This is a genomic window from Pseudomonas sp. 8Z, from assembly GCF_902506535.1.
Taxonomy (GTDB): Bacteria; Pseudomonadota; Gammaproteobacteria; order Pseudomonadales; family Pseudomonadaceae; genus Aquipseudomonas.
The window spans coordinates 131,274-155,289 of record NZ_LR733824.1 but is presented as its reverse complement, the minus strand read 5'-3'; the positions used below and the strand labels follow the sequence as shown (position 1 = coordinate 155,289).

Below are 24,016 nucleotides of genomic sequence, written 5' to 3'. Positions count from 1 at the left end.
CTGTAGCACCAGCCACCTCCAACCATGCTGCTAAAACAACGCGGAATTACTTGATTTCAAATTCGACCGTATAGTTGTACGGAAGCGAAGTTTGAACCGCCGTGATAGTGGCATTGCAGGTGGCACGAGTGCTGCCGATGCTGGTACCAGTCTTGGTGAAGCTCGGCACCTTGGTGCTGACGTTTACCGTGCGAGAGGCTGCAAAGCGGCACTTTTTGGTGCCTGACGTGTAGACGAAGCGCATGCCGGAAACAATGTCAGCACCGCTCGTTAGCACGAACGCTGTAGCAGCAGATGGCTGAATCGTCCCCGGAGTCGGAGCAACACTTCCCGAGAAATACTCGCAGATATAACCCGCCTGTGGATTGGGCGAGCGTCTCAGTTTGATGGTGGCAATGGGACTAGCCACCGACAGCCTAGTTTTTTGCATAGAAACTCCTTGTATTTAGCTACGCTCGTCCTTCAACAAAACTCTGGGCGCCTGCTTCAGGCTATCGCGGGCAACATGATTCAAGCTACCCCAGCCAGCTAACAGGCGATTGATCTGAGCCGAACACGGACAGCACCTTTATACCTGTGATATTGCGCTCAGAATCGCTCTGCCCGAAAGCACGGCCATTATGGCTAGTAGGTCGGCTCGCCCCTCAGAAGCTTTAATGGCGATATTTTTAGGCACCAGTTACTGGCTTACTTACCGCCGCGCAAGGCGGCCTAGGATACCCCATAGGCTCAAATCCAATGTCGTGATTGGCTGCGCGCTGTCGTTTTTATTGATTGATCGTTCAATTTAAATAAAATAGGCTGTTCTCTCAGCCAATCGAAGACAGAGGACAGCCCATGCCACGCTTCGCCGAACAGCAGCTCTACATCGGTGGCCAGTACGTCGCCGCCAGCAGTGGAGAGACCTTCGACAGCATCAACCCCGCCACCGGCGAGGTGCTGGCCAAGGTGCAATGCGCCAGCCAGGCAGACGTGGACCGCGCAGCAGCAAGCGCCGCCGAAGGGCAGAAGGTGTGGGCGGCGATGACCGCCATGCAGCGCTCACGCATTCTGCGCAAGGCGGTGGACATCCTCCGTGCGCGCAACGATGAGCTGGCCGAGCTGGAAACCCTCGACACCGGCAAGCCGCTCTCCGAAACCCGCTACGTCGACATCGTCACCGGTGCCGACGTGCTGGAGTATTACGCCGGCCTGATTCCGGCCATCGAGGGCGAGCAGGTTCCGCTGCGCGAAACCTCCTTCGTCTACACCCGCCGCGAACCGTTGGGCGTGGTCGCCGGCATCGGCGCGTGGAACTACCCAATCCAGATCGCCCTGTGGAAATCCGCCCCGGCCCTGGCCGCCGGTAACGCGATGATCTTCAAGCCCAGCGAGGTCACCTCGCTGACCGCACTGAAACTGGCCGAGATCTACACCGAGGCCGGTCTGCCCGCTGGCGTATTCAACGTGGTCACAGGGCTGGGCGGCACTGTGGGTCAATGGCTCACCGAGCATCCGGGCATCGAGAAGATTTCCTTCACCGGCGGCACCGTCACCGGCAAGAAGGTGATGGCCAGTGCCTCCAGCTCCAGCCTCAAGGAGGTGACCATGGAGCTAGGCGGCAAGTCGCCACTGATCATCTTCGAAGACGCGGACCTCGAACGCGCCGCCGACATCGCAGTGATGGCCAACTTCTACAGCTCCGGCCAGGTGTGCACCAACGGCACTCGCGTGTTCGTGCCGCGCATGCTGCAGGCGCGTTTCGAGGCCAAAGTGCTGGAGCGGGTCAAACGCATCCGCCTCGGCGACCCGCTGGCTGACGCCACCAACTTCGGCCCGCTGGTGAGCTTCGCCCATATGGAGCGCGTGCTCGGCTACATCGACAAGGGCCGTAGCGAAGGCGCGCGCCTGTTAATCGGCGGCTCGCGCGTCACCGATGGCGACTACGCCAAGGGCGCCTACGTTGCACCGACCGTGTTCACCGACTGCCGGGATGACATGACCATCACCCGCGAGGAAATCTTCGGCCCGGTCATGAGCATCCTCATCTATGACGACGAGGAAGAAGTGATCCGCCGCGCCAACGACACCACCTACGGCCTGGCCGCCGGTGTGGTGACCCGCGACCTCAATCGCGCGCACCGGGTTATCCACAAGCTGGAAGCCGGCATCTGCTGGATCAACACCTGGGGTGAATCGCCAGCCGAGATGCCGGTGGGCGGCTACAAGCAGTCTGGCGTCGGCCGCGAGAACGGCCTGGTCACCCTCGGCCACTACACCCGCATCAAGTCCGTGCAGTTGGAAATGGGCGACTACGCCTCGGTGTTCTGAGCCCCCTAGCGTGGGAGCGGCTTTAGCCGCGAAAAGCATCGCGGATAAATCCGCTCCTACAAAAAAACGCTGCCCCGTAGCCCGGATGCAATCCGGGGACTGTCACTCGTGTTTTCCCGGATAACAGCCGGGCAACTGGAGGAATCATGACGCAGGAATACGACTACATCATCATCGGCGCCGGCTCGGCCGGTAACGTCCTGGCCACCCGCCTGACCGAAGACGCAGACGTCAGCGTACTGCTGCTCGAAGCCGGTGGCCCTGACTATCGCCTGGATTTCCGCACCCAGATGCCCGCCGCTCTGGCCTTCCCGCTGCAAGGTCGGCGCTACAACTGGGCCTACGAGACCGATCCCGAACCCTACATGAACAACCGCCGCATGGAGTGCGGGCGCGGCAAGGGCCTGGGTGGCTCGTCGCTGATCAACGGCATGTGCTACATCCGCGGCAACGCCATGGACTTCGACAACTGGACCAAGGCCAAGGGGCTGGAAGACTGGAGCTACCTCGATTGCCTGCCGTATTTCCGCAAGGCGGAAACCCGCGACATCGGCGCCAATGACTACCACGGCGGCGACGGCCCGGTCAGCGTGACCACGCCCAAGAACGGCAACAACCCGCTGTTCCACGCCATGGTCGAGGCAGGCGTGCAGGCCGGTTATCCGCGCACCGACGATCTCAATGGCTACCAGCAGGAAGGCTTCGGCCCGATGGATCGCACGGTGACGCCGACAGGGCGACGCGCCAGCACCGCGCGCGGCTATCTGGATCAGGCGCGGGCCCGTTCGAACCTGACCATCGTGACCCACGCCACCACCGATCGCATTCTGTTCGACGGCAAGCGCGCCAGCGGCGTCAGCTATCTGGTCGGCAACGCGAACGATGCCTCTGTCGCTCATGCCCGCCGCGAAGTGCTGCTGTGCGCCGGCGCCATCGCCTCGCCGCAAATCCTGCAGCGCTCCGGCGTCGGCCCTGCTGCTCTGCTGCGCGAGTTCGACATCCCCGTGGTGCAGGATCTGCCCGGCGTCGGCGAAAACCTGCAAGATCACCTCGAACTTTACCTGCAGTACGCCTGCAAGGAACCGGTGTCCATCTACCCGGCCACCAAGTGGTGGAACCAGCCGGCCATCGGCGCCAACTGGCTGTTTCTTGGCAAGGGCCTGGGCGCCAGCAACCAGTTCGAAGCGGGCGGTTTCATCCGCACCCGTGAGGAATTCGCCTGGCCCAACATCCAGTACCACTTCCTCCCGGTGGCGATCAATTACAACGGCAGCAAGGGCGTGCAGGAACACGGCTTCCAGGCGCACATGGGGTCGATGCGCTCGCCGAGCCGTGGCCGTATTCGCCTCAAGTCCCGCGATCCGCACGAACACCCGAGCATCCTGTTCAACTACATGAGCCATGAACAGGACTGGCAGGAATTCCGCGACGGTATTCGAATCACTCGCGAGATCATGGCGCAACCGGCTCTGGACAAATACCGGGGCCGCGAACTCAGCCCCGGAGCGCATGTACAAAGTGACGCCGAACTGGACGCGTTCATCCGTGAACATGCCGAAACCGCCTTCCACCCTTCCTGCTCATGCAAGATGGGTGAAGACGACATGGCGGTGGTCGATGGCCAGGGCCGCGTGCATGGCTTGCAGGGTCTGCGCGTGGTGGATGCCTCGATCATGCCGGAGATCATCACCGGCAACCTCAACGCCACCACCATCATGATTGCCGAGAAGATCGCCGACCGCATTCGTGGTCGTCAGCCGCTGCCGCGCAGCACCGCGCCCTATTTCGTGGCGGGTTCTCGACCGGTACGCGGACAGCCTGCCGTATCCCTGGACAGCAAGCGGCTGGCGGGCTAGTTCGGCAGGTCCTGGCGGATCATCCAATGCCCATCGGGCGGCATCAGCCGCCCGAGGTCGAAATGCCCCAGCGTGGCGGCATCGAGCATCTCGATCTTCGGACTGACCAGCTTCGGCAGGGTTTCCCCCTGCAGGCCACGGACGGCCAGATCCAACGCAATGCGCGCCTGGATTACTGGCGAGTCGGTCGGCGCGGCCAGCACCTGACCTTCACGAATCTGTTCCAGCACCCGCTCGGTGGCATAGAACGACAACACCTGCGTCTTGGCGCCCGTGTTTTTCACCAACTGCGCAGCGAACGCTGCGGCCTCGGCATTGCCGATCAGGTAGTCGAGTTGCGGCTGTTGCTTGAACAGTTCGCGCACCAGTTGCGCTTGGCGGCTGCGATCGACCGGGCCGTAGCCACCATGAGCCAGAGTCACGGACGTTCCGGCCAGGGCGTCACGCAACCCGCGCTCAGCGTCCTGCACCCAACCGGCATCGGCAGGCCCTGGCAGCCAGCCGACCCGCACGGCTCGACCAACGCTGCGTTGCACCACGTACTCAAGGGTTGCACGCGCCATGTTGGCAAAGTCGACGCGTGAATGAGCGCTGACCCCTGGGCACTCCAGGCGATTGACCAGATCGATCACCGGGCGCCCCGCCTTGATCTGTTGCTCTACGATGGGGCACAGATCATAAGTATTGATGCCTGCCAGGACGAAGGCCTCGGCGCCCTGCGCTACACACTGCTCGAATTGCTCACGCTGCACCACGGCATGCTCATAACCACCAGCTTCATAAATGCCCAGGCGCAAACCGAGTCGTTTCGACTCCTGGCTCAACCCCCAAGCCACGCCCCACCAATAACGGTCCTTGCCATGGGGTAGCAATGCGCAGATACGCCAAGGCGCTGCCGCCTGTTTCACAGGTCGATAGTCCTGCATACGGCCATCGACTTCGACCGGGTAGGGAAACCATTCGGCAGCCTGCAGCGACTGGTAGGCAAAAAAACACAACAACGATAACCAGCGCATGAAGCCATCCTTAAATGCCCGAGCGGGCGCTACCCCAACAGTCCAAGCCTAGCACTGGAGTCAGAACCAAGCGGGCTTGCCCGTGCGGCTCCCGACACCTAGATTAAAGCGCAACCATGAGAACAACATGAACGTCACGCTAACACCCCTTACAGCCCGGCTATTGCCCTGGATCATCGCCATCGCCTTCTTCATGCAGACGCTGGACGGTACCATCCTCAATACCGCCCTGCCTGCGATGGCCCAGAGTCTGAGCGAAGATCCGCTGCGCATGCAGTCGGTGGTGATTGCCTACATGCTCACCGTGGCGCTGCTGATTCCGGCCTCGGGCTGGATTGCCGACCGCTTCGGCACGCGACGCATCTTCTTCGGCGCCATGGCCCTGTTCAGCCTCGGCTCGCTGCTGTGCGCGCTGTCCGAGTCGCTCACCATGCTGGTGGGCGCGCGAGTGATTCAGGGGCTGGGCGGCGCCCTGATGATGCCGGTAGGACGCCTGGTGGTGCTGCGCGCCTACCCGCGAACCGAGCTGGTGCGGATCATGAGCTTTATCACCCTGCCCGGCCTGCTCGGCCCGTTGATCGGCCCAACCCTCGGCGGCTGGCTGGTGGAGGCCGCCAGTTGGCACTGGATCTTCCTTATCAACCTGCCGGTCGGCCTGCTCGGCTGCTGGGCGGCAATGCGCTACATGCCGGATCTGCGCGGCCCGCAGCGCAGCCGTTTCGATGCACCCGGTTTCCTCCTGTTCGGCGCCGCCATGCTGCTGATCACTGTGGCGCTGGAGGGCCTCGGTGAAATGAACCTGCCCGCCCTGCGCGTGACCCTGCTACTGCTCGGCGGCCTGGCCTGCCTGGCAGTGTACTGGCTGCGCGCGGCACGTATCGCCGAGCCGCTGTTCTCGCCCGGCCTGTTCGCCACCCGCACCTTCGCCACCGGCATCCTCGGCAATCTGTTCGCCCGCCTGGGCAGCGGCGCCCTGCCCTTTCTCGCGCCATTGCTGCTGCAATTGGCGATGGGCTACTCCCCGGCGCAGGCCGGTATGAGCATGATTCCCCTGGCGCTCGCCGCCATGGCGATGAAGCCGCTGGCCAAGCCTCTGATCGACCGCCTTGGCTACCGCCGCGTCCTGACCAGCAACACCCTGCTACTCGGCGCCCTGATCGCCAGCCTGGCGTTGGTCGATAAAGACACCGCGATGCTGCAACTGATCGTGCAATTGAGCCTGATCGGCGCCTGCAACTCGCTGCAGTTCACCGCGATGAACACCGTGACCCTGATCGACCTGGACAACAACGAAGCCAGCAGCGGCAATGGCCTGCTGTCAGTGGTGGTGCAATTGGCCATGAGCCTTGGCGTGGCCGCCGCGGCAGCGCTGCTCAGTGGCTTCAGCGCAGAGTTCAGCGACGTGCAGCAGGCGTTTCAAGCCACCTTCCTATGCGTTGGCTTGCTGTCCATACTGGCGGCAGCGATCTTCCTCCAGCTCGATCCGATGGCTGGCCGACGTAGCCGCTTGGTCGAGGTGCCAGCGGAAGACTAAGGCGGCCTGCTACACTGCCGCCCCAATCCCCCCAGCCGGACATTTCTGCCGTGAGCGCCACCGCCTTTTCCAGCCTGCCACTGTCCGCATCCATGCAGGCTAACCTCGCCGCCCTCGGCTACAGCGAGATGACTGCCATCCAGGCCGCCAGCCTGCCGCTGATCCTCAAGGGCCGCGACCTGATCGCCCAAGCCAAGACCGGCAGCGGCAAGACCGCCGCCTTCGGCATCGGCCTGCTGCATCCGCTCAATCCGCGCTACTTCGGCTGCCAGGCGCTGGTGCTGTGCCCGACCCGCGAGCTGGCTGACCAGGTGGCCAAGGAACTGCGCCGCCTGGCCCGCGCCGCCGACAACATCAAGATACTGACCCTCTGCGGCGGTGTGCCCTTCGGCCCACAGATCGGCTCGCTGGAGCACGGCGCCCATGTCATCGTCGGCACACCTGGCCGCGTGCAGGAACACCTGCGCAAGGGCACGCTGAAGGTCGACGGTCTCAACACTCTGGTGCTCGACGAAGCCGACCGCATGCTCGATATGGGCTTTATCGACAGCATCGCCGAAATCATCGAGCAAACCCCAGCCCGTCGGCAGACCCTGCTGTTCTCCGCCACCTATCCGAGCGGAATCGAACAGCTCGCCTCACGTTTTCTGCGCAGTCCCGAGCGCGTCGAAGTGCAGGCCCAGCACGATGACGGACAAATCGAGCAACGCTTCTACGAGATTGCCCCAGCACAGCGCCTGGACGCCGTCGCCGCACTGTTGCGGCACTTTCGCAAGCAGCCAGCCGTGGCCTTCTGCGCCACACGCCAGCAATGCACAGAACTGGTCGAACGCCTGGAAGCCGAGAAGATTTCCGCTGCCGCACTGCATGGCGATCTGGAACAACGTGAGCGTGATCAGGTACTGGCGCTGTTCGCCGGGCGCAGCCTGAGCGTGCTGGTGGCCACCGACGTGGCCGCCCGTGGCCTGGACATTGCTGGGCTGGAACTGGTGATCAACGTCGAGCTCACGCGTGATGCCGAGGTGCATATCCACCGCATCGGCCGCAGTGGCCGTGCCGGCGAGAAAGGCCTGGCCGTAAGCCTGGTGGCGCCAGCCGAAGCTGGCCGAGCGCAGGCCATCGAGGCGCTACAAGGCCAGCCCCTGGCCTGGTATCCACTGCCTGCGGACAACAGCAGCTTCAATCTGCTGCCACCGATGCATACGCTATGCATCGGTGCCGGACGCAAGGACAAGCTGCGTCCTGGCGACATCCTCGGCGCATTGACTGGCGATGCAGGTCTGAGCGGCGATCAGGTCGGCAAGATCGCCCTGTTCGAGCACCAGGCCTACGTCGCCGTGCAACGTGACGCTGCCAGAAAAGCTCTGCAACGTCTCACCGAAGGAAAGATCAAGGGGCGCTCGCTGCGCGTTCGCATGATCTAGTCTCTAGCAAGGGCCACAGAGGTCGGAGTCGTTCCATGCGTAATATCCTGGTCATCGAGGACAGCCCAATGGTGCTGAAGATCCTGGCCCACCTATTCCGTCAGGAACCGGATCTGGAGCCGGTGTTCTGCGCCTCGCTGGCCGAAGCGGAAGTTATGCTGGAAACCTCCGCGGGGCTGTTCTTCGCCGCCATCGTCGACCTGCACCTACCCGATGCCCCCGATGGCGAAAGCGTCGATCTGGTGATGCGCTATCGCCTGCCCTGCATCGTGCTCAGCGGCAGCTACAACGAGCAGCGCCGCGACGAGCTGCTGATGAAGGGTGTGGTCGACTACGTGCTCAAGGAAAGCCAACATTCCTACGAGTACGCCTTCCGCCTGCTGCATCGCCTGGATCACAACAGCCAGATCAAAATTCTCATCGCCGACGACTCCAATGCCCAGCGGCGCTATATCCGCCACATTATCGAGCCGCACCACTACAAGATCATCGAGGCCACCGACGGCAAGGAAACCCTGCGCCTACTCGCTGAACAGCCGGACATCGACCTGCTGATCCTCGATCACTCCATGCCCGGCGTCAGCGGCTTCGATCTGGTCAAGCTGCTGCGCCAGAAGCTCAAGCTCAACGAACTTATCATCATCGGAGTCTCGGCCGACCCCAAAGGCTCGCTCAGCGCTCAGTTCATCAAGCACGGCGCCGATGATTTCCTGCGAAAACCGTTCTGCCCGGAAGAACTCAACTGCCGGGTGATGTCAACGCTGGAACGCCGCGACCTGCTGCAAGCACTGAAAAAAGCCGCGGAATACGATGCCCTCACCGGCCTGCGCAACCGCCGCTCCTTCTACGAGCGCGGCTTGCGCCTGATCCAGCAGGCACAACAAAGTGGTCAGCATCTGAGCGTGGCCATGCTCGACATCGACCACTTCAAACACATCAACGACGGCTTTGGTCATGCCAGCGGTGACAGCGCCCTGGTGGTGTTCGCCAAAGCCTTCGCCAGCGCCTTCCCCGACGCGCTAATCGGGCGCCTGGGTGGCGAGGAATTTGCCCTGCTCAGTCACCTGGATGCCAGCGACCTCGGTGCCACCATCGACAGCCTTCGCCAGCGCTGCGCCACGCTGTACTACGCCAACGGCGCACCGCCCCTGTCGTTCAGCGCCGGCATTTACCGGGGTGAAGCAGAAGACCTGGAAAGCCTGCTGCATGAGGCCGACCAGCGCCTGTACCAAGCCAAGCAGAGCGGTCGAGCACGCACGGTACTGGCCTGATCAGTTCGCCATGCCATGGCGGCGCATGGTCTCGTTGTAGCTGCCATCGGCCTGCATGGCCTTTATCGCCTCATCGAAGCGTTGAGCGATTTCCTGATGATGCGGATGACTCAGGCGCACCAGAATGCGCAGACCGTTCTCGCTCAACGGCTTGGGCAAGAACTCCAGCTCGTCACGTAACGGCGCCAGCTCGCGCCCCAATTGATAGCGTGCCACCAGCTCATCCTCCAACGCGAGCTGCACGCGCCCGGCATGCAGCATACGCGCGGCGATCTCGAAACTGTTCACACCGACACGCTGCAGGCGCGCGTCGTGATCGAACGCTGACGTATACGCGTAACCACGCACCACCGCGATGCTATGCGGGTACAGATCGGCGATCCGATCGAAAACGATACCGGCGCCCTTGCGCTGCAGGAAGCGAATACGGTTGATCAAATAAGGTTGCGAGAAGTGACCAAAATAGGTGCGCTCACGGCTATACCAGGCATTGATCAGCACATCCTGTTCGCCACGTCGCAGGCTGAGCACAGCCCGTTCCCAAGGCACCTCGACATACTCCGTACGATAACCGGCGCGACTCAGAGCCTGCTGCACCAGATCACTGGCCAGACCATTGTTGGGCAATCTGTGGTCATTGAACGGCGGCCAAGGGTCGGCAACCAGGCGCAATAACTCTGCCGCTCCTATTGAGGGAGACAGCAGCAGGAGCAAGAACCACGCGCGTACATAAGGCATTGTTCAAGTCTGATCCATCAGCAGCCTGGCTTGGCCTTTAACTAATAGCAGGGCCCGTGCCATAAGTCATGAGGCAACACACAAACAACTGCGGCCGATCGCCTCGACGCGGCTTCAGGTAAGATGCGCGCTCACGTCGCGCGGCAGTTGGGCCGACGCGTCGCTTGGGGATATCACGTGTTGCAAACCGATGTACTGATCATCGGCGCTGGGGCTGCGGGCCTGATGTGCGCCGCCACGGCGGCGGCGCGCGGGCGACGCGTACTGGTGCTCGATCACGCCAACAAGGCCGGCAAGAAGATCCTCATGTCCGGCGGCGGGCGCTGCAATTTCACCAATCTGTATTGCGAGCCGAGCAACTTTCTCTCGGGTAACCCGCACTTCTGCAAGTCAGCGCTGGCACGCTTCACCCAGTGGGACTTCATCGGCCTGGTGGCCAAGCACGGCGTGCCTTATCACGAGAAGAAGCTCGGCCAACTGTTCTGCGATAACAAGTCCAGCGACATCCTCGAACTGCTGCTGGCCGAGTGCAGCGACGCCGGCGCCGAGATCCGTCTGAACACGGCGGCGCAGAGCATCGAGAAAACTGCAGGCGGCTTTCATCTGTACAGCGATATCGGCGAGATCGCCTGCCAGTCGCTGGTGATCGCCAGCGGCGGGCTGTCGATCCCAACCCTAGGCGCCACCGGCTTCGGCTATCAGGTGGCCAAGCAGTTCGGCCATGAGGTGCTGCCGACCCGCGCCGGCCTGGTGCCCTTCACCCTTACCGATCCACAGCTCAAGGCGCTGTGCACGGAGCTGTCCGGCACGTCGGTGGAGGACTGCCGGGTGAGCTGCAATGGCCAGAGTTTCGTCGAGAACATCCTGTTCACCCACCGCGGCCTGTCCGGCCCGGCGATCCTGCAGATTTCCTCCTACTGGCAGCCAGGCGATACCGTGCACATCGACCTGCTGCCACATATCGACCTGCCCGAGTGGCTGGCCACGCAGCAACGCGAACGCGGCAACAGCGAGCTGAAGACGTTGCTGGCCGAGCTGTTCACCAAGAAGATGGCGACGCTGCTGGTCGATGCCTGGTTCAGCAACAAGCCGCTGAAGCAGTACACATCGACCGAGCTCAAGGCGATTGCCGAGAAGCTGTCCGACTGGCAACTGGTGCCGGCCGGCACCGAGGGCTATCGCACCGCCGAGGTCACCCTGGGCGGCGTGAACACCGACGAGGTGTCGTCCAAGACCCTGGAATCACTCAAGGCGCCAGGACTGTACTTCATTGGTGAGGTACTGGACGTCACCGGCCACCTGGGCGGCTTCAACTTCCAGTGGGCCTGGGCGTCGGGTTATGCCGCCGCCCAGTACGTCTAACAGACCGTTGAAAAACGACCTGCGTTGCCATTACGCCTCGCCTCGTTTTTTCAACAGCCGCTAAGAGCCTGTTCACGATCTTTCTGCGCTGTGTAACGAAATTGGTGGGCTGAAGCCCACCCTACGGGTCCGAGCAACTGTAGGGTGGGCTTCAGCCCACCGCCTCATCATAAATTGCAAGATTTTGCAGATAAAACGGATAGAAATTAGCTTAAAAATCATGAACAGGCTCTAACTTCCCTGCCCGAACAACAGCCGACGCGCCTCGGCGCTGAGCAGCGCCTGCGGGTCTTCGTTGACCTTCTCCGCCAGGGCATAGGCACGCTGCACCGCAGGCCGCGCGGCGATGCGTTCGAGCCAGGCAGCCATATTGGGGAAGTCCTCGATCGTCTGCCGCTGCAGCTCCCACAGTTTGGCCCAGGGATAGATGGCCATGTCGGCGATGGAGTAATCACCCGCCACGTAGTCGCGCCCGGCCAATTGCCGGTCGAGCACGCCGTACAGGCGCGCCGTCTCGCGCACGTAGCGGTCGATGGCATAGGGAATCGGCTCGGGAGCGTAACGCACGAAGTGGTGGTTCTGCCCGGCCATCGGCCCGACGCCAGCCATCTGCCAATACAGCCACTGCAGCACGTCGAAGCGCGCCCGTGTCTCGCGCGGCAGGAACTGCCCGCACTTGTCGGCCAAGTATTCGAGGATGGCACCAGACTCGAAGAGGGCGATGGGCTCGCCGCCGTCGACAGGCGCCTGATCGACGATGGCCGGAATACGGTTATTCGGCGCAATCTTGAGGAACTCGGGGGTGAACTGCTCGCCCTTGCCGATATGCACCGGGCAAATGCGGTAATCCAGCCCCGCCTCCTCAAGAAAGATGCTGACCTTGTGGCCATTCGGCGTGGTCCAGTAGTACAGGTCGATCATATTGCCTCCCGTGCTCAGAATGAGGCCCGTTTGATCGGGCCGTGGTCGCGCTCATAAGCCTGGCGGATGCGCGTGAACCAGGCGCCAACGGCCGATTCCTCGGCCCAGGGCTGCACACCCAGGCACCAGGCCCAGAACAGCATGCCAGCCACCAGATAATCGCAGGCACCCGCTGCATCGCCCTCCAGATAAGGCTTGTCGCCGAGCCAGGCCTCCAGAGGCGCCAATGCTTGACGCAATTGCTGCTCGCCGCCCGGTGGGTCGACGAAGTCCTCCAGGCGCATACCAAAGGCCTGCTCACGGCTGCTGCGAAAGTAGTCGCGGTCTTGCTCGGCGCAAACCTGATAGACGCGCAACAGCAGAAGCTTGAGCAGCGGCATACGCAGCGCATGGAAACTCAGACGTTCGACCAGCCGTGCGCGTTCGGCAGCAGCGCCCTCACCCAGCAGCGGCCGCTGCGGATAACGCGCATCAAGGTGGGCGAAGATGGCGACGCTGTCGTGTACCGCCTGGCCGTCGTCGACCAGCACCGGCACCAGTTTCTGCCCGGAAAACGCGATCAATTGCTTCTCACCGAAGCGCATCGGGTGGCTGTGAAAATCCAATCCCTTGTGCGCCAGGGCCAGGCGCACCCGCCAGCAATAGGGGGAAAACAGCAACTCACGGTCGGCACCGCACAGTTCATACAGCTCTAGCATGGTCTTCTCCTCGATGTTCAGAACGAACGGTTCTTCGTTGGCAAAGAACATATCGCGGACTGATCGTGCAACCGGCGACGCTATCACCACCTCGACAAGGCTGCCACGAAGAGCGAACGCGGTGAGTCAAACGCTCGGAGTCTTGATACCGGACTGGCAATACGGTTGTCGTTTTTATGGGTGCTTGTTCCGAATTGCCGCGTTTTGGCTGATGTTTCTGGTTTCGCCCTCCCGGGCGAGTCACTTTGCGGGCAAAGTAACCAAAACCTCCGCCCTTTCATCCGGCCCTCGCTGCGCGAGGGTTCGCTCACTCCATCGCCGTTCCAGAGGCCCGCCGCGGTGGGCCATCCATGGCCCATCGCGGCTCTCGCGACATCCATGTCGCTCGACCTCTTCCACGACGATTCCGTTCGCCCTCCTGGACGGGCTCTGCACGCGCCTGAAACCTAGGTAAACCAGAATAAGCGTGGAGTGCTTGTACATATGTCAGCCTTCGGGCTGACCGGGATGCCGGCTAATGAAACTATTGGTTTAACTCGACAACCCAATCGCGACTCCACAGCTACCAGAGCACGCCGCGCAGACCCTGAAGTTCCCGTTCGTTCAGGCGCGCTAAGTCCCCCTTCAGGAGGCCGAACGTAGGCATTGCGCAGGGGGCGAGCGGCATGGATGCCGCGAGAGGCGTAATGGGCCAAGGATGGCCCATGTACGCCGACCCCGGAGCGGTGCCGGAGTGAGGGAAGTCGAGCGCAGCGAGACCCGGATGGCGGGGGTGCGTTTCTTTTGCTTACTTTTCTTTGCGCAGCTCAAAGAAAAGTGAGTCGCCCGAGGGGGCGAAACCCGGAATTGCTGAACACACAGCAGCGGCGTCCAGAACAGCCAACAAGCCAACTCACAAACTTGCCAGTCCGGTATCAAGAGCCTCTATTTGAACCTGTTTTAAACGCAGCAATGGCAACGCAGGTAGTTCTTAGAGGCGCCCGACTCGGGTAGTCTGCTCGCATCGTTTCAGACAAGGCCTAGTATGCCCCGCCCCAGCCTTCGCCAATCCCTTCGCCGCCTCTGGGCGCTGGACAAGTTCAGCAGCGGCCTGCGGGTGTTCATCGCCCTGGCCGGGGCCTTGGCGTTGTGCTGGTGGCAGGACTGGACGCATGGCCTGATCCCGCTGTTCCTCGGCGTCATCGCCTGCGCCCTGACCGAAACCGACGATAGTTGGCAGGGCCGCCTGGGCAGCGTGCTGGTGACGCTGCTGTGCTTCAGCGCCGCCGCCTATGCGGTGGAAGCACTCTTCCCCTACCCCTGGCTGTTCGTCATTGCCCTGGCGCTTTCGGCCTTTTCCCTGACCATGCTCGGCGCCCTGGGCGAGCGCTTTGCCACCCTCGGTTCGGGCACGCTGATCCTGGCCGTGTACAGCATGATCGGCGTCGAGCAGCGCGGCGGCGTCGCCGGGCTATGGCTGGAGCCCCTGCTGCTGGTGGCCGGCGCCGCCTGGTATGGTTTGCTCTCGGTGATCTGGCATGGCCTGTTCGCCCACCAGCCGGTGCAACTGGCGCTGGCCCGTCTGTTCCGCGAGCTAGGCAAGTACCTCAAACTCAAGGCGGCGCTGTTCGAGCCGCTGCGTCAGCTTGATGTAGAGCCTCGTCGCCTAGCCCTAGCGCAGCAGAACGGGCGGGTGGTGTCGGCGCTAAACGCGGCCAAGGAGATCATCTTGCATCGGGTCGGCAACGGTCGCCCCGGCCCCAAGGTCAGCCGTTACCTCAAGCTGTACTTCCTCGCTCAGGACATCCACGAGCGCGCCAGCTCCTCGCACTACCCGTACAACGAACTGGCCGAGGCGTTCTTCCACAGCGACGTGCTGTTTCGCTGCCAGCGCCTGCTGCGTCTGCATGGCGAGGCCTGCGAGCGCCTGGCCGGAGCCATCGAGCTGCGCCAGCCATTCGAATACCGCGAGCTGTGCAGCCAAGCTCTGGAAGACCTGCACGCCTCGCTTGATCATCTGCACCTGCAGAGCAACCCGGCTTGGCGTCGCCTGCTGCGCTCGCTCGGCGCGCTGGCCGGCAATCTGGCCACGCTCGATCAGCTTCTGAGCAAGGCCAGCAACCCCGATGCCCTGGCCGAGGAGCAGGACAGCAGCCTGCTCGACCGCGAGCCACACTCGTTACGTGAAATGGTCGAGCGCATTGGCCAGCAGCTCACTCCGACCTCGCTGCTGTTCCGCCACGCCCTGCGCCTGTCCATCGCCCTGGCTGCCGGTTATGGCCTGCTGCACCTGATCCACCCGGCGCAAGGCTACTGGATCCTGCTCACCACCCTGTTCGTCTGCCAACCCAACTACGGCGCCACCCGTATCAAGCTGGTGCAACGAGTCGTCGGCACCGTGCTCGGTCTGGCACTGGGCTGGGCGCTGTTCGATCTGTTCCCTGACCCGCGCGTACAGGCGCTGTTTGCCGTGATCGCCGGGGTGGTTTTCTTCACCACCCGCGCCACCCGTTACACCTTGGCCACAGCCGCCATCACCCTACTGGTGCTGTTCTGCTTCAATCAGGTCGGCAATAGCTACAGCCTGTTCGTCCCGCGCCTGGTCGATACCCTGCTCGGCAGCCTGATCGCCGGCCTGGCAGTGTTCCTGATCCTGCCGGACTGGCAGGGCCGACGCCTGGGGCGCATGCTCGCCAGCACCCTGAGCTGCAACAGCGCCTACCTGCGCCAGATCATCACCCAATACACCCAAGGCAAGCGCGACGACCTCGGCTACCGCCTGGCCCGACGCAACGCACACAACGCCGATGCCGCGCTGTCCACCACGCTCGGCAACATGCTGATGGAACCTGGGCACTTCCGTAAGGACGCCGACCTGGGCTTTCGCTTCCTGGTGTTGTCGCACACCCTGCTCAGCTACCTCTCGGCACTTGGCGCTCACCGTGGCGAACGTCTGCCCGAAACCGAACAGGCGCGCCTGCTGGAGCACGCCGAACGCATTGCCGACAGCCTCGACGAAATCGCCGCGGGGCTGCTCGACAAGCAACCACTGGCCATCCATAGCGACAGCGAACAGCAACTTGCCTTGGACCTGGAGCAAATTGCCGAGGATGCCGATGAGCGCCAACGTCTGGTGCAAACGCAACTGGCACTGATCAGCCGACAGCTCGCCCCCCTGCGTACGCTCGGCGCGCATCTGCACAAGCAAAGTCACACGGCGGAGCCTACGAAAACCTGAAAGATGACGCCATTTAGCTGACACTTCCTGTTTTTTCGCCACACACTAGCGACATGCGGCAGCTTTCTGCCAGTATGCGGAAAACACCGATAATTCGGGGCCACCCGATGCTTGTCGCCCGCCGCCACACACGCACCTCAACTCCCTGGCTGCTTCTACTGCTGTATCTGCTGCTGCCCAATGCCTGGGCCACCACCCTCCTGAACGACACCAGCACGGCGCAAGATCTGTACGAAACAGCAGACTTTCTACTCGACGCCAATGCCAGCCTGAGTCTGGATCAGGTTCGCGCCGCCGATGCCGCCTTCACCCCGGCCAACACGCGGCGCGATCTGAGCTTCGGCTATATCTCCGGCGTGGTCTGGCTACGCCTGAACCTGCAGTCCAACGCCGAACGACTGCTGCACTGGCGACTGGAACTGAACTACGCCTCGCTGGATGAAGTGCGCCTCTACGACATCGGCGCCGATGGCGTGCGCGAGTCACGCAGCGGCGACACCGTGCCTTACGCCGAACGCGCCATTGGCCATCGCTATCCAGTGTTCGAAATCGTGCTGCAACCGGGTGAGCAGCGCACCCTGTACCTGCGCGCGGACTCGCTCGGCAGCATGACCCTCAGTGGCATGCTGATGTCGGAGCGAGATTTCGAACAGCACAGCCAGAACGGCTACCTGGCGCACGCCATCTACTGCGGCGTGCTGATTGCCCTCGGCTTGTACAACCTGCTGCTGTTCCTGGCCCTGCGCGAGCGCCCCTTCCTCAACTACGTGCTGTTCATGGTCGCCTTCGCCCTGGCCGTGCTCTCGCTCAATGGCCTCGGCGCCCAGTACCTATGGCCACAGGCCGCGCCTTGGAGCAACCGCATGTTGCCTGTCAGCCTGACCATGGCCGCACTGCTCTCAGCCGTGTTCGCCCGCAGTTTTCTGGGTACCCGTCAATGGCTGCCACGCTGGGATCGCGTGCTGCAGGTGCTGTGCCTGGCCAGTGCCCTGGCAGTAGTGGCAACGCTGCTGCTACCGGTACAACGCGCCCTGCAGACGATGTCCGCCACTGGCCTGATCGTGACCCTAATGCTGCTAATCACCAGCTTCGTTTGCATAGGCTACCGCGTGCCCGGTGCACGCCTGTTCGCGCTGGCCTGGCTGCTGCTACTGAGCGGCGCCGTGGCCCTGGCGCTGCGCAACTTCGCTCTGGTTCCGTCGAACTTCTTCACCCTCTACGCCATGCAGATCGGCTCAGGCCTGGAGATGATCCTGTTGTCCTTCGCCCTCGCCGCACGCTTCAATGCCCACAAGCGCCAGCGCGAGGCCGCCCTGCAAGACAGCGAGCGCACCCTGGAAAAACGCGTTACCGAGCGCACCGAGGCCCTCGAACAAGCCAACCAGCGCCTGCGCCAACTGGCGCTGGAAGATCCGCTGACCGGCCTGGCCAATCGCAACGCCCTGCAGCAGCAACTCGATCAGGCCCTCAAACGCGGCCTGCGCAGTCACGCCCCCGTGGCTGTCATGCTGATCGACCTCGACGGCTTCAAGTCCATCAACGATCAATACGGCCATGCCTTCGGCGACCTGGTACTGGCACAGGTGGCGCAACGCCTACGCCAGTACCTGCGCGAGATGGATCTACCGGCACGCCTGGGCGGTGACGAGTTCGTCGCCATTTGCGAACACCTGCCATCAGCCGCAGATGCCCTGCAACTGGCCAAACGCCTACTCGAAGGCCTGGATACACCCATGTACATCGAGAGCCGCAGCGTGCGTGTCGGCGCCAGCATCGGCATCGCCATGAGCCATCGCGCCGACGATGTCACCAGCCTGATCCGCCGCGCCGATGCAGCCATGTATCAGGCCAAGGCCGAAGGTCGTAATCGCATATGCCTGGCCAATGCACCCACTCAAGGGCCTGGACAGCCGGGCAGCGGCCTGGGATAAACGCGGCTTTGCCGCTCGCGACTCCGACCATGGACAAGACCCAGCTACAGCAGCAGGTGCTGGCTCATCTGCAAGCCGACCTCGACCAAGCGCATCAGGCAGCGCTCAGCGCCCACGAAACAGCGACCCACGAAGAAAACATCGCCGAGAACAAATACGACACCCTCGGCCTGGAGGCAGCCTACCTGGCCAGCGGTCAGGCACGCCGTGTCGAGGAACTGCGCCAGACACTGATCACCTGGCGCCAGTTGCGCCCACGGCCATTCGATACCGCGCAAGGCATCGCTCTCGGCGCACTGATCCAGTTACTCGATGCCGAAGGCAGGCCGCAGTGGCTGCTGCTCGGCCCACCCGGCGCCAGCATGAAACTACACATCGGCGAGCAGACCGTTCAGGTCATCGGCAGCGCCGCGCCACTCGGTCGGCTGCTACTGGGCAAACAGCCAGGCGATGAAATCAGCCTGCATCTGGCGGGCCGCCAGCAGCATTTCGAAGTGGTCGAGGTGCTCTAAGAACCTGTTCACGACCTTTATGCGCCTAAAGCGGCAACTACAAAGCAAAAGCGGTCGGTGAACACCTGGGAGGGGCTTCAGCCCCGAGCTTTATTGGGGGGCAAAGAGCTCGCGGCTAAAGTCCCTCCAACAAGATCGCGAACGGCCGCTTTCACCAATCAGATGAAAAAACGACGAAACTGAGCTGAAAGATCATGAACAGGCTCTAAGCACTCATCTCGCGCCAGGTCAGATACATGCGCAGATCGAACTCGATCTGCGCATAGCCAGGCAACATGTGCTCGCAGAGTTTGTAGAAGGCCTTGTTGTGCTCGGACTCCTTCAGGTGCGCCAGTTCATGCACCACGATCATCTGCAGAAAAACCGGCGCGGCATCGCGAAACAGCGACGCCACGCGAATTTCCTTCTTCGCCTTGAGCTTGCCGCCCTGCACCCGTGAGATAGCCGTGTGCAGACCGAGGGCGCGGTGAGTGAGGTCGAGTCGATTGTCGTAGAGCACCTTATCGACGGCCGGTGCGTTCTTCAGGTGCTCGTGCTTGAGGGCCATGACATAACCGTACAGCGCCTTGTCGCTCTGCACGTCATGGCGGCCGGGATAACGCTGAGCCAGGTAGCCGCCCAGACGATCATCGGCAATCAACTGGCGCACCTGCTGCTGGATGGCCACCGGATAGCCCTGGAGGTATTTCACCGGTACATGCCCAATGCGAAGGAAGGAGCGTGCAGTGTAACGCGCCTCAGTCGCTCGGCACGACCCGCAGCAGGCGCCCCTCAGCATTGTCGGTGAGCAGATAGAGCGCGCCGTCCGGCCCGCTGCGCACATCGCGGATACGCTCACCCAATTCCTCGAATAACACTTCCTCGCCCGCCAGCATGCCGTCGTGCAGACGGATACGCCGCACGCTACGCTCAGCCAAGGTGGCGGCGAACAGGTCCCCCTGCCAATCAGGGAATAGCGTGCCGCGATACTGCGTCAGGCTTGAGGGCGCAACCGAGGGCGTCCAGTGCAGCAACGGCGAGATCAGGCCTGGCAATTGGGTGTAAGGGCTGACCAGCGCACCGGTGTAGTCAACACCGAAGGTCGCCAATGGCCAGCCGTAGTTCTGCCCGGCCTGGATCAGGTTCAACTCATCACCGCCGCGCGGGCCATGCTCATGGCTATACAGTCGGCCACTCTCGGCATCGAAGACGATGCCCTGCACGTTGCGGTGGCCCAGGCTGTAGATTTCTGCGGCAGCGCCCTGCTGCGCCAGCAGCGGGTTGTCCTGCGGCACGCTGCCATCACGGTTAAGGCGCACGATCTTGCCTAGGTGATTGGCCGGGTTCTGCGCCTGCTCGCGCCAGTCGAAACCATCGCCCAGGGTCAGCACCAGGGTTTTGTCCGCGAGAAAGGCAATGCGCCCGCCATAATGCGCAGCGCCAGCCTTGAGCGGCTGAGCGGTAAACAACACTTCGACGTCACGCAGTTCGCCCCCCACCAGTCGCGCACGGATCAGTCGGGTGTTGTTGGCCTCGACATCACCATGGGCATAGCTCAGGTACAGCCAGCGGGTATCCGGGTAATCCGGGTCGAGCGCCACCTCCATCAAACCGGCCTGAGCGGCGATGAAAGCCTCCGGCAGCCCGGCAACCGGGTCTTCGACCAACCGACCATCGGCCTCGATCAAACGCAGGCGTCCGACGCGCTCGGTCACCAGCATGCGCCCATCCGGCAGAAAAGCCAGCGACCAAGGGTGCTCCAGGCCCTCGGTCAAGGTTTCGATCAGGTAATCATTGGCCTGCACCGAGACACTGAACAGCAACGCAGCGCCCAGCAAGGTAGGAAGGGTTTTCAGCATGGCGACAACCTTGTCACATCGAGTCAGGGAGGTTTTTCTGCGCCTTGTAGCGCAACCGCCGCGCAAGTTGCGCGAAGAGCAGTGCCCCGACACTACCACAAGCCATTAACGCCAGAGTCCCCAGAAGCTCGCGGTCGGCGGCGATCAGCGTCGGCATAGGCGCCAGGGCATTGGCGACGGCCAGCGCCAACCAGATCGCAGCAGCACCCGCGAGCGGGAAGATCAACCAACGCCAAGGCCGCAGACGTGCCGACAACCAGAGCGCCAGCGGCATGGCCACAGCGAAACCGGCGCCAGCCAGCAGCGCGAAGGTCGGCGCAAACCCAAGCAGATCCAGCCCCATGGTGCTCAACCGAACATCAAGCGGTACGGGCACACCCAGTGCTTGCAGGGCAGCAAGATTGCTCTGTGTCTGAAAGATCGAAGCAAAGCTGCTGACCAGCAACACAGCGGTGATGAAGGCAAGCAGCAAGCGCGGCAGGTTAGACATGAACGGCTGTTCCGGGACGGCAGTGCACGGATTATGGCGTAGGCCATCAAGTGCCACGCCTCAGGTGTTTTACAGGGTTTTACCTGAGCCCTTGCAAACCAGGCGCCATGAATAGACTTTATATTGACGCCAAGAAGTCGACGAGCGGTCTCATGCACTCACCAAACGCGCCGTTATAGAGCGCGCCACGGGCGTATTGATCGCTCATGGCGGGCAGTCCTGCCACCTTCTAGATCGAGCGCCACCCGCTGGAACGCCAAGTAGCCGTTACTGACTCCTGGACGAGATGGGCCCCGACTGAAGTTTGCGAACCTCAGGAGCTTTGAACATGATTGATCTCGCCATATGGAACCTCAGCATTCCAGTCGGTGTTCCCGCCACGACCATCGACACCCCAGTGCTGGCTGGCGGTTACCAGGATTACTATTTCCAATCCAAAGATGGCGCCATCTTCTTCTGGTCACCGGTCAACGGCACCACCACCGAGAACGCCAAGTACCCGCGTAGCGAGCTGCGCGAAACTTACGCCAACGGCAGCGTGCACAATTGGCTCTACACGCAGGCTGACAACTACCTCAATGCAACGCTGAGCGTCAGCCAGGTGCCTTCCACCGGCAAAATCGTCATTGGCCAGATCCACGCCTACAAAGTCTCGACGCCCTTGCTCAAACTGGAGTACCAGTACAAGACCAAGACCGCCGACGGCAATATCGTCGCCAAGCTGCGCATGACGCCGGATTCCGAGATCGAGGTGCTGACCATCGCCCAAGGCATCAAACTGGATCAGGCCTTCCGCTACATGCTCAACCTGAAGCCAGACGGCACCCTGGCAATCGGGCTCAACAATACCCAGTGGAGCACGCAGATAGACCCGTCCTGGGCGAGCCAGTTGCTGTACTTCAAGGCCGGCGTTTACACCCAGGACAACACCGGTTACGAGACCGAAGCCGGCGCTGCACGTTTCGATCAGTTGAGCATCGAGCACCGCGCCCTGGTCAGCAGCGCGCCCAAATAACGAAGAGCAGGCATGAAAAAGCCGCGACGCTTGCGCAGTCGCGGCTCTCGGCTGAGCGTTGCGGGCCTTGAGCCCGCCACGGATCAGTTGACCTTGGCGTTCAGCTCGCCGCTGGCGTAACGCTGGTACATGCCTTCCAGGGAGATCGGCTTGATCTTCGAGGCATTGCCGGCGGTGCCGAAGGCTTCATAGCGGGCGATGCAGATGTCACGCATGGCCACGATGGTTTTGGCGAAAAACTTGCGCGGGTCGAACTCGCTCGGGTGCTCGGCCATCATGCGGCGGATCGCGCCGGTGGAAGCCAGACGCAGATCGGTGTCGATGTTGACCTTGCGCACGCCGTGCTTGATACCTTCGACGATTTCCTCGACCGGCACACCGTAGGTTTCCTTGATGTCGCCGCCGAACTCGTTGATCACCTTCAGCCATTCCTGCGGAACGGAGGAGGAGCCGTGCATCACCAGGTGAGTGTTGGGGATGCGCGCGTGAATTTCCTTGATGCGCTGGATCGACAGCACGTCGCCGGTTGGCGGCTTGGTGAACTTGTAGGCGCCGTGGCTGGTGCCGATGGCGATGGCCAGGGCATCGACCTGAGTGGCCTTGACGAAAGCAGCGGCTTCTTCCGGGTCGGTCAGCAGTTGGCTGTGATCGAGCACGCCTTCGGCGCCGACGCCGTCTTCCTCACCAGCCATGCCGGTTTCCAGGCTGCCCAGGCAACCCAGCTCACCTTCCACGGACACGCCGCAGGCGTGAGCGAAAGCCACGGTCTGCTGGGTCACGCGGACGTTGTAGTCGTAGTCGGCCGGGGTCTTGCCGTCTTCTTTCAGCGAGCCGTCCATCATCACCGAGGAAAAACCCAGTTGGATGGAGCGCTGGCAGACGTCAGGGCTGGTGCCGTGGTCCTGGTGCATGCACACCGGGATATGCGGGAATTCTTCGATGGCCGCCAGAATCAGGTGACGCAGGAAAGGCGCACCGGCGTATTTGCGGGCACCTGCGGAGGCTTGGACGATGACCGGCGAATCGGTCTTGTCGGCGGCTTCCATGATGGCGCGCATCTGCTCAAGGTTGTTGACGTTGAAGGCCGGCACGCCGTAGCCGAATTCGGCGGCGTGGTCGAGCATCTGGCGCATGCTGATAAGTGCCATCTTTTGAAGCTCCCGATATGGGTTGTTTAATGTGCAAGCCTGCCGCAGGGGCAGGCGTTGTTCAAGTTTCGTCTGGCCGAGAGCTATGCCCTCGACTCATATCTCGGCATCGCCGAGGGTATTACGGTGCCTTGCAGCCACGACCAATCAGATCATCGGTGGCCGTCCAGTACACCAGCCCTTCATCACCCTGGGTATGAAAGGACAGGTTACCGTCGCTGTACAACGCACCAGAACCAGCCGGCTCCAGGGTTAGGCGGTGAACGACATCATCACTGCCCAGGCGTATATCCACCTGTTCACCCTTGCCATCGGCCTGGCGCCAGAGCACCTCGGCTTTACTGTCACAGACCCAATGCGTCCACTGTTCAGGCGCTGTCTGTTGCTGGCTACAAGCGCCCAACAACAGCGCCATGGCGGTCATGCCCGCCAGTCTTACGATCATCTTGCACCCTCGTCAGCAACGCTGCTCTACCGGCTCACCCAACGGCTGGCCGCTGTTTTGCTCGATACTCTGGTCGTTCTGCGTGGTCGGCACCTCGATCGTCGCGGGGCTGAGCACCTCGCAGGCCGATTCGTGACCACCACCGGCGCAGCCGGTAAGCACCAGCGCGATACATCCCAACGCAGCTAGCTTGCCCATGACATGACTCCTTGTTCGAGGGTTCAGTCTCAACAGACCACTCGATCACGCCAGGGTTTAATGCGCAGGCAAAGGACGGCACATCCTTCGCC

At 62.3% G+C, this 24,016-nt stretch carries 21 protein-coding genes; 10 read left to right on the top strand and 11 right to left on the bottom strand.

The annotated features are described in order from the left end of the window. Positions 1-46 precede the first annotated feature (46 nt). A complete protein-coding gene (locus tag AERO9A_RS00710; RefSeq protein ID WP_159970005.1) occupies positions 47-430 on the bottom strand; it encodes a hypothetical protein in 384 nt (127 codons plus the stop codon). A gap of 407 nt (positions 431-837) precedes the next feature. On the opposite strand from AERO9A_RS00710, the gene betB reads away from it, so the two are divergent. After that, positions 838-2,310 carry a betaine-aldehyde dehydrogenase gene (betB, locus tag AERO9A_RS00705; RefSeq protein WP_159970004.1) on the top strand — a complete coding sequence of 491 codons (1,473 nt, stop codon included), beginning with the start codon at positions 838-840 and terminating at the stop codon, positions 2,308-2,310. 146 nt (positions 2,311-2,456) lie between these two features. After that, entirely contained in the window at positions 2,457-4,166 is a 1,710-nt protein-coding gene (gene betA / locus AERO9A_RS00700) for a choline dehydrogenase (protein ID WP_159970003.1), read from the top strand. Here the strand turns inward: betA and torT are convergent. Further along, the gene (torT, locus tag AERO9A_RS00695; RefSeq protein WP_159970002.1) at positions 4,163-5,182 is read right to left on the bottom strand and encodes a TMAO reductase system periplasmic protein TorT; all 1,020 of its coding nucleotides are present in this window, start codon (positions 5,180-5,182) and stop codon (positions 4,163-4,165) included. The genes betA and torT overlap by 4 nt on opposite strands. Positions 5,183-5,309: 127 nt before the next feature. Here torT and mdtD point away from each other — a divergent pair, with 127 nt between their 5' ends. The 3 genes from mdtD to AERO9A_RS00680 are packed head-to-tail and all read left to right on the top strand — an operon-like array spanning position 5,310 to position 9,411. Further along, positions 5,310-6,716 carry a multidrug transporter subunit MdtD gene (gene mdtD / locus AERO9A_RS00690; protein ID WP_159970001.1) on the top strand — a complete coding sequence of 469 codons (1,407 nt, stop codon included), beginning with the start codon at positions 5,310-5,312 and terminating at the stop codon, positions 6,714-6,716. A 50-nt stretch (positions 6,717-6,766) separates the two neighbouring features. After that, on the top strand, positions 6,767-8,140 hold the full coding sequence (gene dbpA / locus AERO9A_RS00685) for an ATP-dependent RNA helicase DbpA (protein ID WP_159970000.1): 1,374 nt from the start codon (positions 6,767-6,769) through the stop codon (positions 8,138-8,140). A 35-nt stretch (positions 8,141-8,175) separates the two neighbouring features. Beyond that, positions 8,176-9,411 (top strand): diguanylate cyclase domain-containing protein, encoded by a 1,236-nt coding sequence (locus AERO9A_RS00680; protein WP_159969999.1) that lies wholly within the window; start codon positions 8,176-8,178, stop codon positions 9,409-9,411. Here AERO9A_RS00680 and AERO9A_RS00675 read toward each other — a convergent pair whose 3' ends face one another. Next, on the bottom strand, positions 9,412-10,149 hold the full coding sequence (locus AERO9A_RS00675; protein ID WP_159969998.1) for an ABC transporter substrate-binding protein: 738 nt from the start codon (positions 10,147-10,149) through the stop codon (positions 9,412-9,414). 177 nt (positions 10,150-10,326) lie between these two features. Between AERO9A_RS00675 and AERO9A_RS00670 the strand changes: the two genes are divergently transcribed. Beyond that, a complete protein-coding gene (locus AERO9A_RS00670; protein ID WP_159969997.1) occupies positions 10,327-11,511 on the top strand; it encodes an NAD(P)/FAD-dependent oxidoreductase in 1,185 nt (394 codons plus the stop codon). Positions 11,512-11,742: 231 nt separating this feature from the next. Here AERO9A_RS00670 and AERO9A_RS00665 read toward each other — a convergent pair whose 3' ends face one another. Then, positions 11,743-12,432, bottom strand: a complete 690-nt coding sequence (locus AERO9A_RS00665; RefSeq protein ID WP_159969996.1) for a glutathione S-transferase N-terminal domain-containing protein — start codon at positions 12,430-12,432, stop codon at positions 11,743-11,745. Positions 12,433-12,446: 14 nt separating this feature from the next. Then, positions 12,447-13,181 carry a glutathione S-transferase family protein gene (locus AERO9A_RS00660; RefSeq protein ID WP_256665811.1) on the bottom strand — a complete coding sequence of 245 codons (735 nt, stop codon included), beginning with the start codon at positions 13,179-13,181 and terminating at the stop codon, positions 12,447-12,449. A 973-nt stretch (positions 13,182-14,154) separates the two neighbouring features. On the opposite strand from AERO9A_RS00660, the gene yccS reads away from it, so the two are divergent. The 3 genes from yccS (at position 14,155) to AERO9A_RS00645 (ending at position 18,790) form a co-directional block, all read left to right on the top strand. Then, on the top strand, positions 14,155-16,347 hold the full coding sequence (gene yccS / locus AERO9A_RS00655) for a YccS family putative transporter (RefSeq protein ID WP_159969995.1): 2,193 nt from the start codon (positions 14,155-14,157) through the stop codon (positions 16,345-16,347). Positions 16,348-16,454: 107 nt separating this feature from the next. After that, positions 16,455-18,278 carry a diguanylate cyclase gene (locus tag AERO9A_RS00650; protein ID WP_159969994.1) on the top strand — a complete coding sequence of 608 codons (1,824 nt, stop codon included), beginning with the start codon at positions 16,455-16,457 and terminating at the stop codon, positions 18,276-18,278. A 29-nt stretch (positions 18,279-18,307) separates the two neighbouring features. Next, on the top strand, positions 18,308-18,790 hold the full coding sequence (locus AERO9A_RS00645; RefSeq protein ID WP_159969993.1) for a GreA/GreB family elongation factor: 483 nt from the start codon (positions 18,308-18,310) through the stop codon (positions 18,788-18,790). Between the two features lie 205 nt (positions 18,791-18,995). Here AERO9A_RS00645 and AERO9A_RS00640 read toward each other — a convergent pair whose 3' ends face one another. Genes AERO9A_RS00640 through AERO9A_RS00630 form a run of 3 tightly spaced genes read right to left on the bottom strand, consistent with a single transcriptional unit; the run spans position 18,996 to position 21,118 of the window. After that, positions 18,996-19,496: a YgjP-like metallopeptidase domain-containing protein gene (locus AERO9A_RS00640; protein WP_178111093.1), complete on the bottom strand. Its 501-nt coding sequence runs from the start codon at positions 19,494-19,496 to the stop codon at positions 18,996-18,998. Between the two features lie 31 nt (positions 19,497-19,527). After that, entirely contained in the window at positions 19,528-20,628 is a 1,101-nt protein-coding gene (locus tag AERO9A_RS00635; RefSeq protein WP_159969991.1) for a PQQ-dependent sugar dehydrogenase, read from the bottom strand. A 13-nt stretch (positions 20,629-20,641) separates the two neighbouring features. Beyond that, positions 20,642-21,118 carry a hypothetical protein gene (locus AERO9A_RS00630; protein WP_159969990.1) on the bottom strand — a complete coding sequence of 159 codons (477 nt, stop codon included), beginning with the start codon at positions 21,116-21,118 and terminating at the stop codon, positions 20,642-20,644. A 328-nt stretch (positions 21,119-21,446) separates the two neighbouring features. On the opposite strand from AERO9A_RS00630, the gene AERO9A_RS00625 reads away from it, so the two are divergent. After that, positions 21,447-22,133 (top strand): polysaccharide lyase family 7 protein, encoded by a 687-nt coding sequence (locus tag AERO9A_RS00625; protein WP_159969989.1) that lies wholly within the window; start codon positions 21,447-21,449, stop codon positions 22,131-22,133. Between the two features lie 83 nt (positions 22,134-22,216). Here AERO9A_RS00625 and fba read toward each other — a convergent pair whose 3' ends face one another. From fba to AERO9A_RS00610, 3 genes are all read right to left on the bottom strand, one after another. Further along, positions 22,217-23,281: a class II fructose-bisphosphate aldolase gene (gene fba, locus AERO9A_RS00620; RefSeq protein WP_159969988.1), complete on the bottom strand. Its 1,065-nt coding sequence runs from the start codon at positions 23,279-23,281 to the stop codon at positions 22,217-22,219. A 121-nt stretch (positions 23,282-23,402) separates the two neighbouring features. After that, positions 23,403-23,726: an MliC family protein gene (locus AERO9A_RS00615; RefSeq protein ID WP_159969987.1), complete on the bottom strand. Its 324-nt coding sequence runs from the start codon at positions 23,724-23,726 to the stop codon at positions 23,403-23,405. 12 nt (positions 23,727-23,738) lie between these two features. After that, entirely contained in the window at positions 23,739-23,924 is a 186-nt protein-coding gene (locus AERO9A_RS00610; protein WP_159969986.1) for a hypothetical protein, read from the bottom strand. Between the last annotated feature and the right edge of the window lie 92 nt (positions 23,925-24,016).

What these genes read in the sequence shown, in the direction of transcription:
- AERO9A_RS00710 (WP_159970005.1), bottom strand. Translation starts at nt 430, where the DNA reads ATGCAAAAAACTAGGCTGTCGGTGGCTAGTCCCATTGCCACCATCAAA.
- betB (WP_159970004.1), top strand. Translation starts at nt 838, where the DNA reads ATGCCACGCTTCGCCGAACAGCAGCTCTACATCGGTGGCCAGTACGTC.
- betA (WP_159970003.1), top strand. Translation starts at nt 2,457, where the DNA reads ATGACGCAGGAATACGACTACATCATCATCGGCGCCGGCTCGGCCGGT.
- torT (WP_159970002.1), bottom strand. Translation starts at nt 5,182, where the DNA reads ATGCGCTGGTTATCGTTGTTGTGTTTTTTTGCCTACCAGTCGCTGCAG.
- mdtD (WP_159970001.1), top strand. Translation starts at nt 5,310, where the DNA reads ATGAACGTCACGCTAACACCCCTTACAGCCCGGCTATTGCCCTGGATC.
- AERO9A_RS00680 (WP_159969999.1), top strand. Translation starts at nt 8,176, where the DNA reads ATGCGTAATATCCTGGTCATCGAGGACAGCCCAATGGTGCTGAAGATC.
- AERO9A_RS00675 (WP_159969998.1), bottom strand. Translation starts at nt 10,149, where the DNA reads ATGCCTTATGTACGCGCGTGGTTCTTGCTCCTGCTGCTGTCTCCCTCA.
- AERO9A_RS00665 (WP_159969996.1), bottom strand. Translation starts at nt 12,432, where the DNA reads ATGATCGACCTGTACTACTGGACCACGCCGAATGGCCACAAGGTCAGC.
- AERO9A_RS00660 (WP_256665811.1), bottom strand. Translation starts at nt 13,181, where the DNA reads ATGTTCTTTGCCAACGAAGAACCGTTCGTTCTGAACATCGAGGAGAAG.
- yccS (WP_159969995.1), top strand. Translation starts at nt 14,155, where the DNA reads ATGCCCCGCCCCAGCCTTCGCCAATCCCTTCGCCGCCTCTGGGCGCTG.
- AERO9A_RS00650 (WP_159969994.1), top strand. Translation starts at nt 16,455, where the DNA reads ATGCTTGTCGCCCGCCGCCACACACGCACCTCAACTCCCTGGCTGCTT.
- AERO9A_RS00645 (WP_159969993.1), top strand. Translation starts at nt 18,308, where the DNA reads ATGGACAAGACCCAGCTACAGCAGCAGGTGCTGGCTCATCTGCAAGCC.
- AERO9A_RS00635 (WP_159969991.1), bottom strand. Translation starts at nt 20,628, where the DNA reads ATGCTGAAAACCCTTCCTACCTTGCTGGGCGCTGCGTTGCTGTTCAGT.
- AERO9A_RS00630 (WP_159969990.1), bottom strand. Translation starts at nt 21,118, where the DNA reads ATGTCTAACCTGCCGCGCTTGCTGCTTGCCTTCATCACCGCTGTGTTG.
- AERO9A_RS00625 (WP_159969989.1), top strand. Translation starts at nt 21,447, where the DNA reads ATGATTGATCTCGCCATATGGAACCTCAGCATTCCAGTCGGTGTTCCC.
- fba (WP_159969988.1), bottom strand. Translation starts at nt 23,281, where the DNA reads ATGGCACTTATCAGCATGCGCCAGATGCTCGACCACGCCGCCGAATTC.
- AERO9A_RS00615 (WP_159969987.1), bottom strand. Translation starts at nt 23,726, where the DNA reads ATGATCGTAAGACTGGCGGGCATGACCGCCATGGCGCTGTTGTTGGGC.
- AERO9A_RS00610 (WP_159969986.1), bottom strand. Translation starts at nt 23,924, where the DNA reads ATGGGCAAGCTAGCTGCGTTGGGATGTATCGCGCTGGTGCTTACCGGC.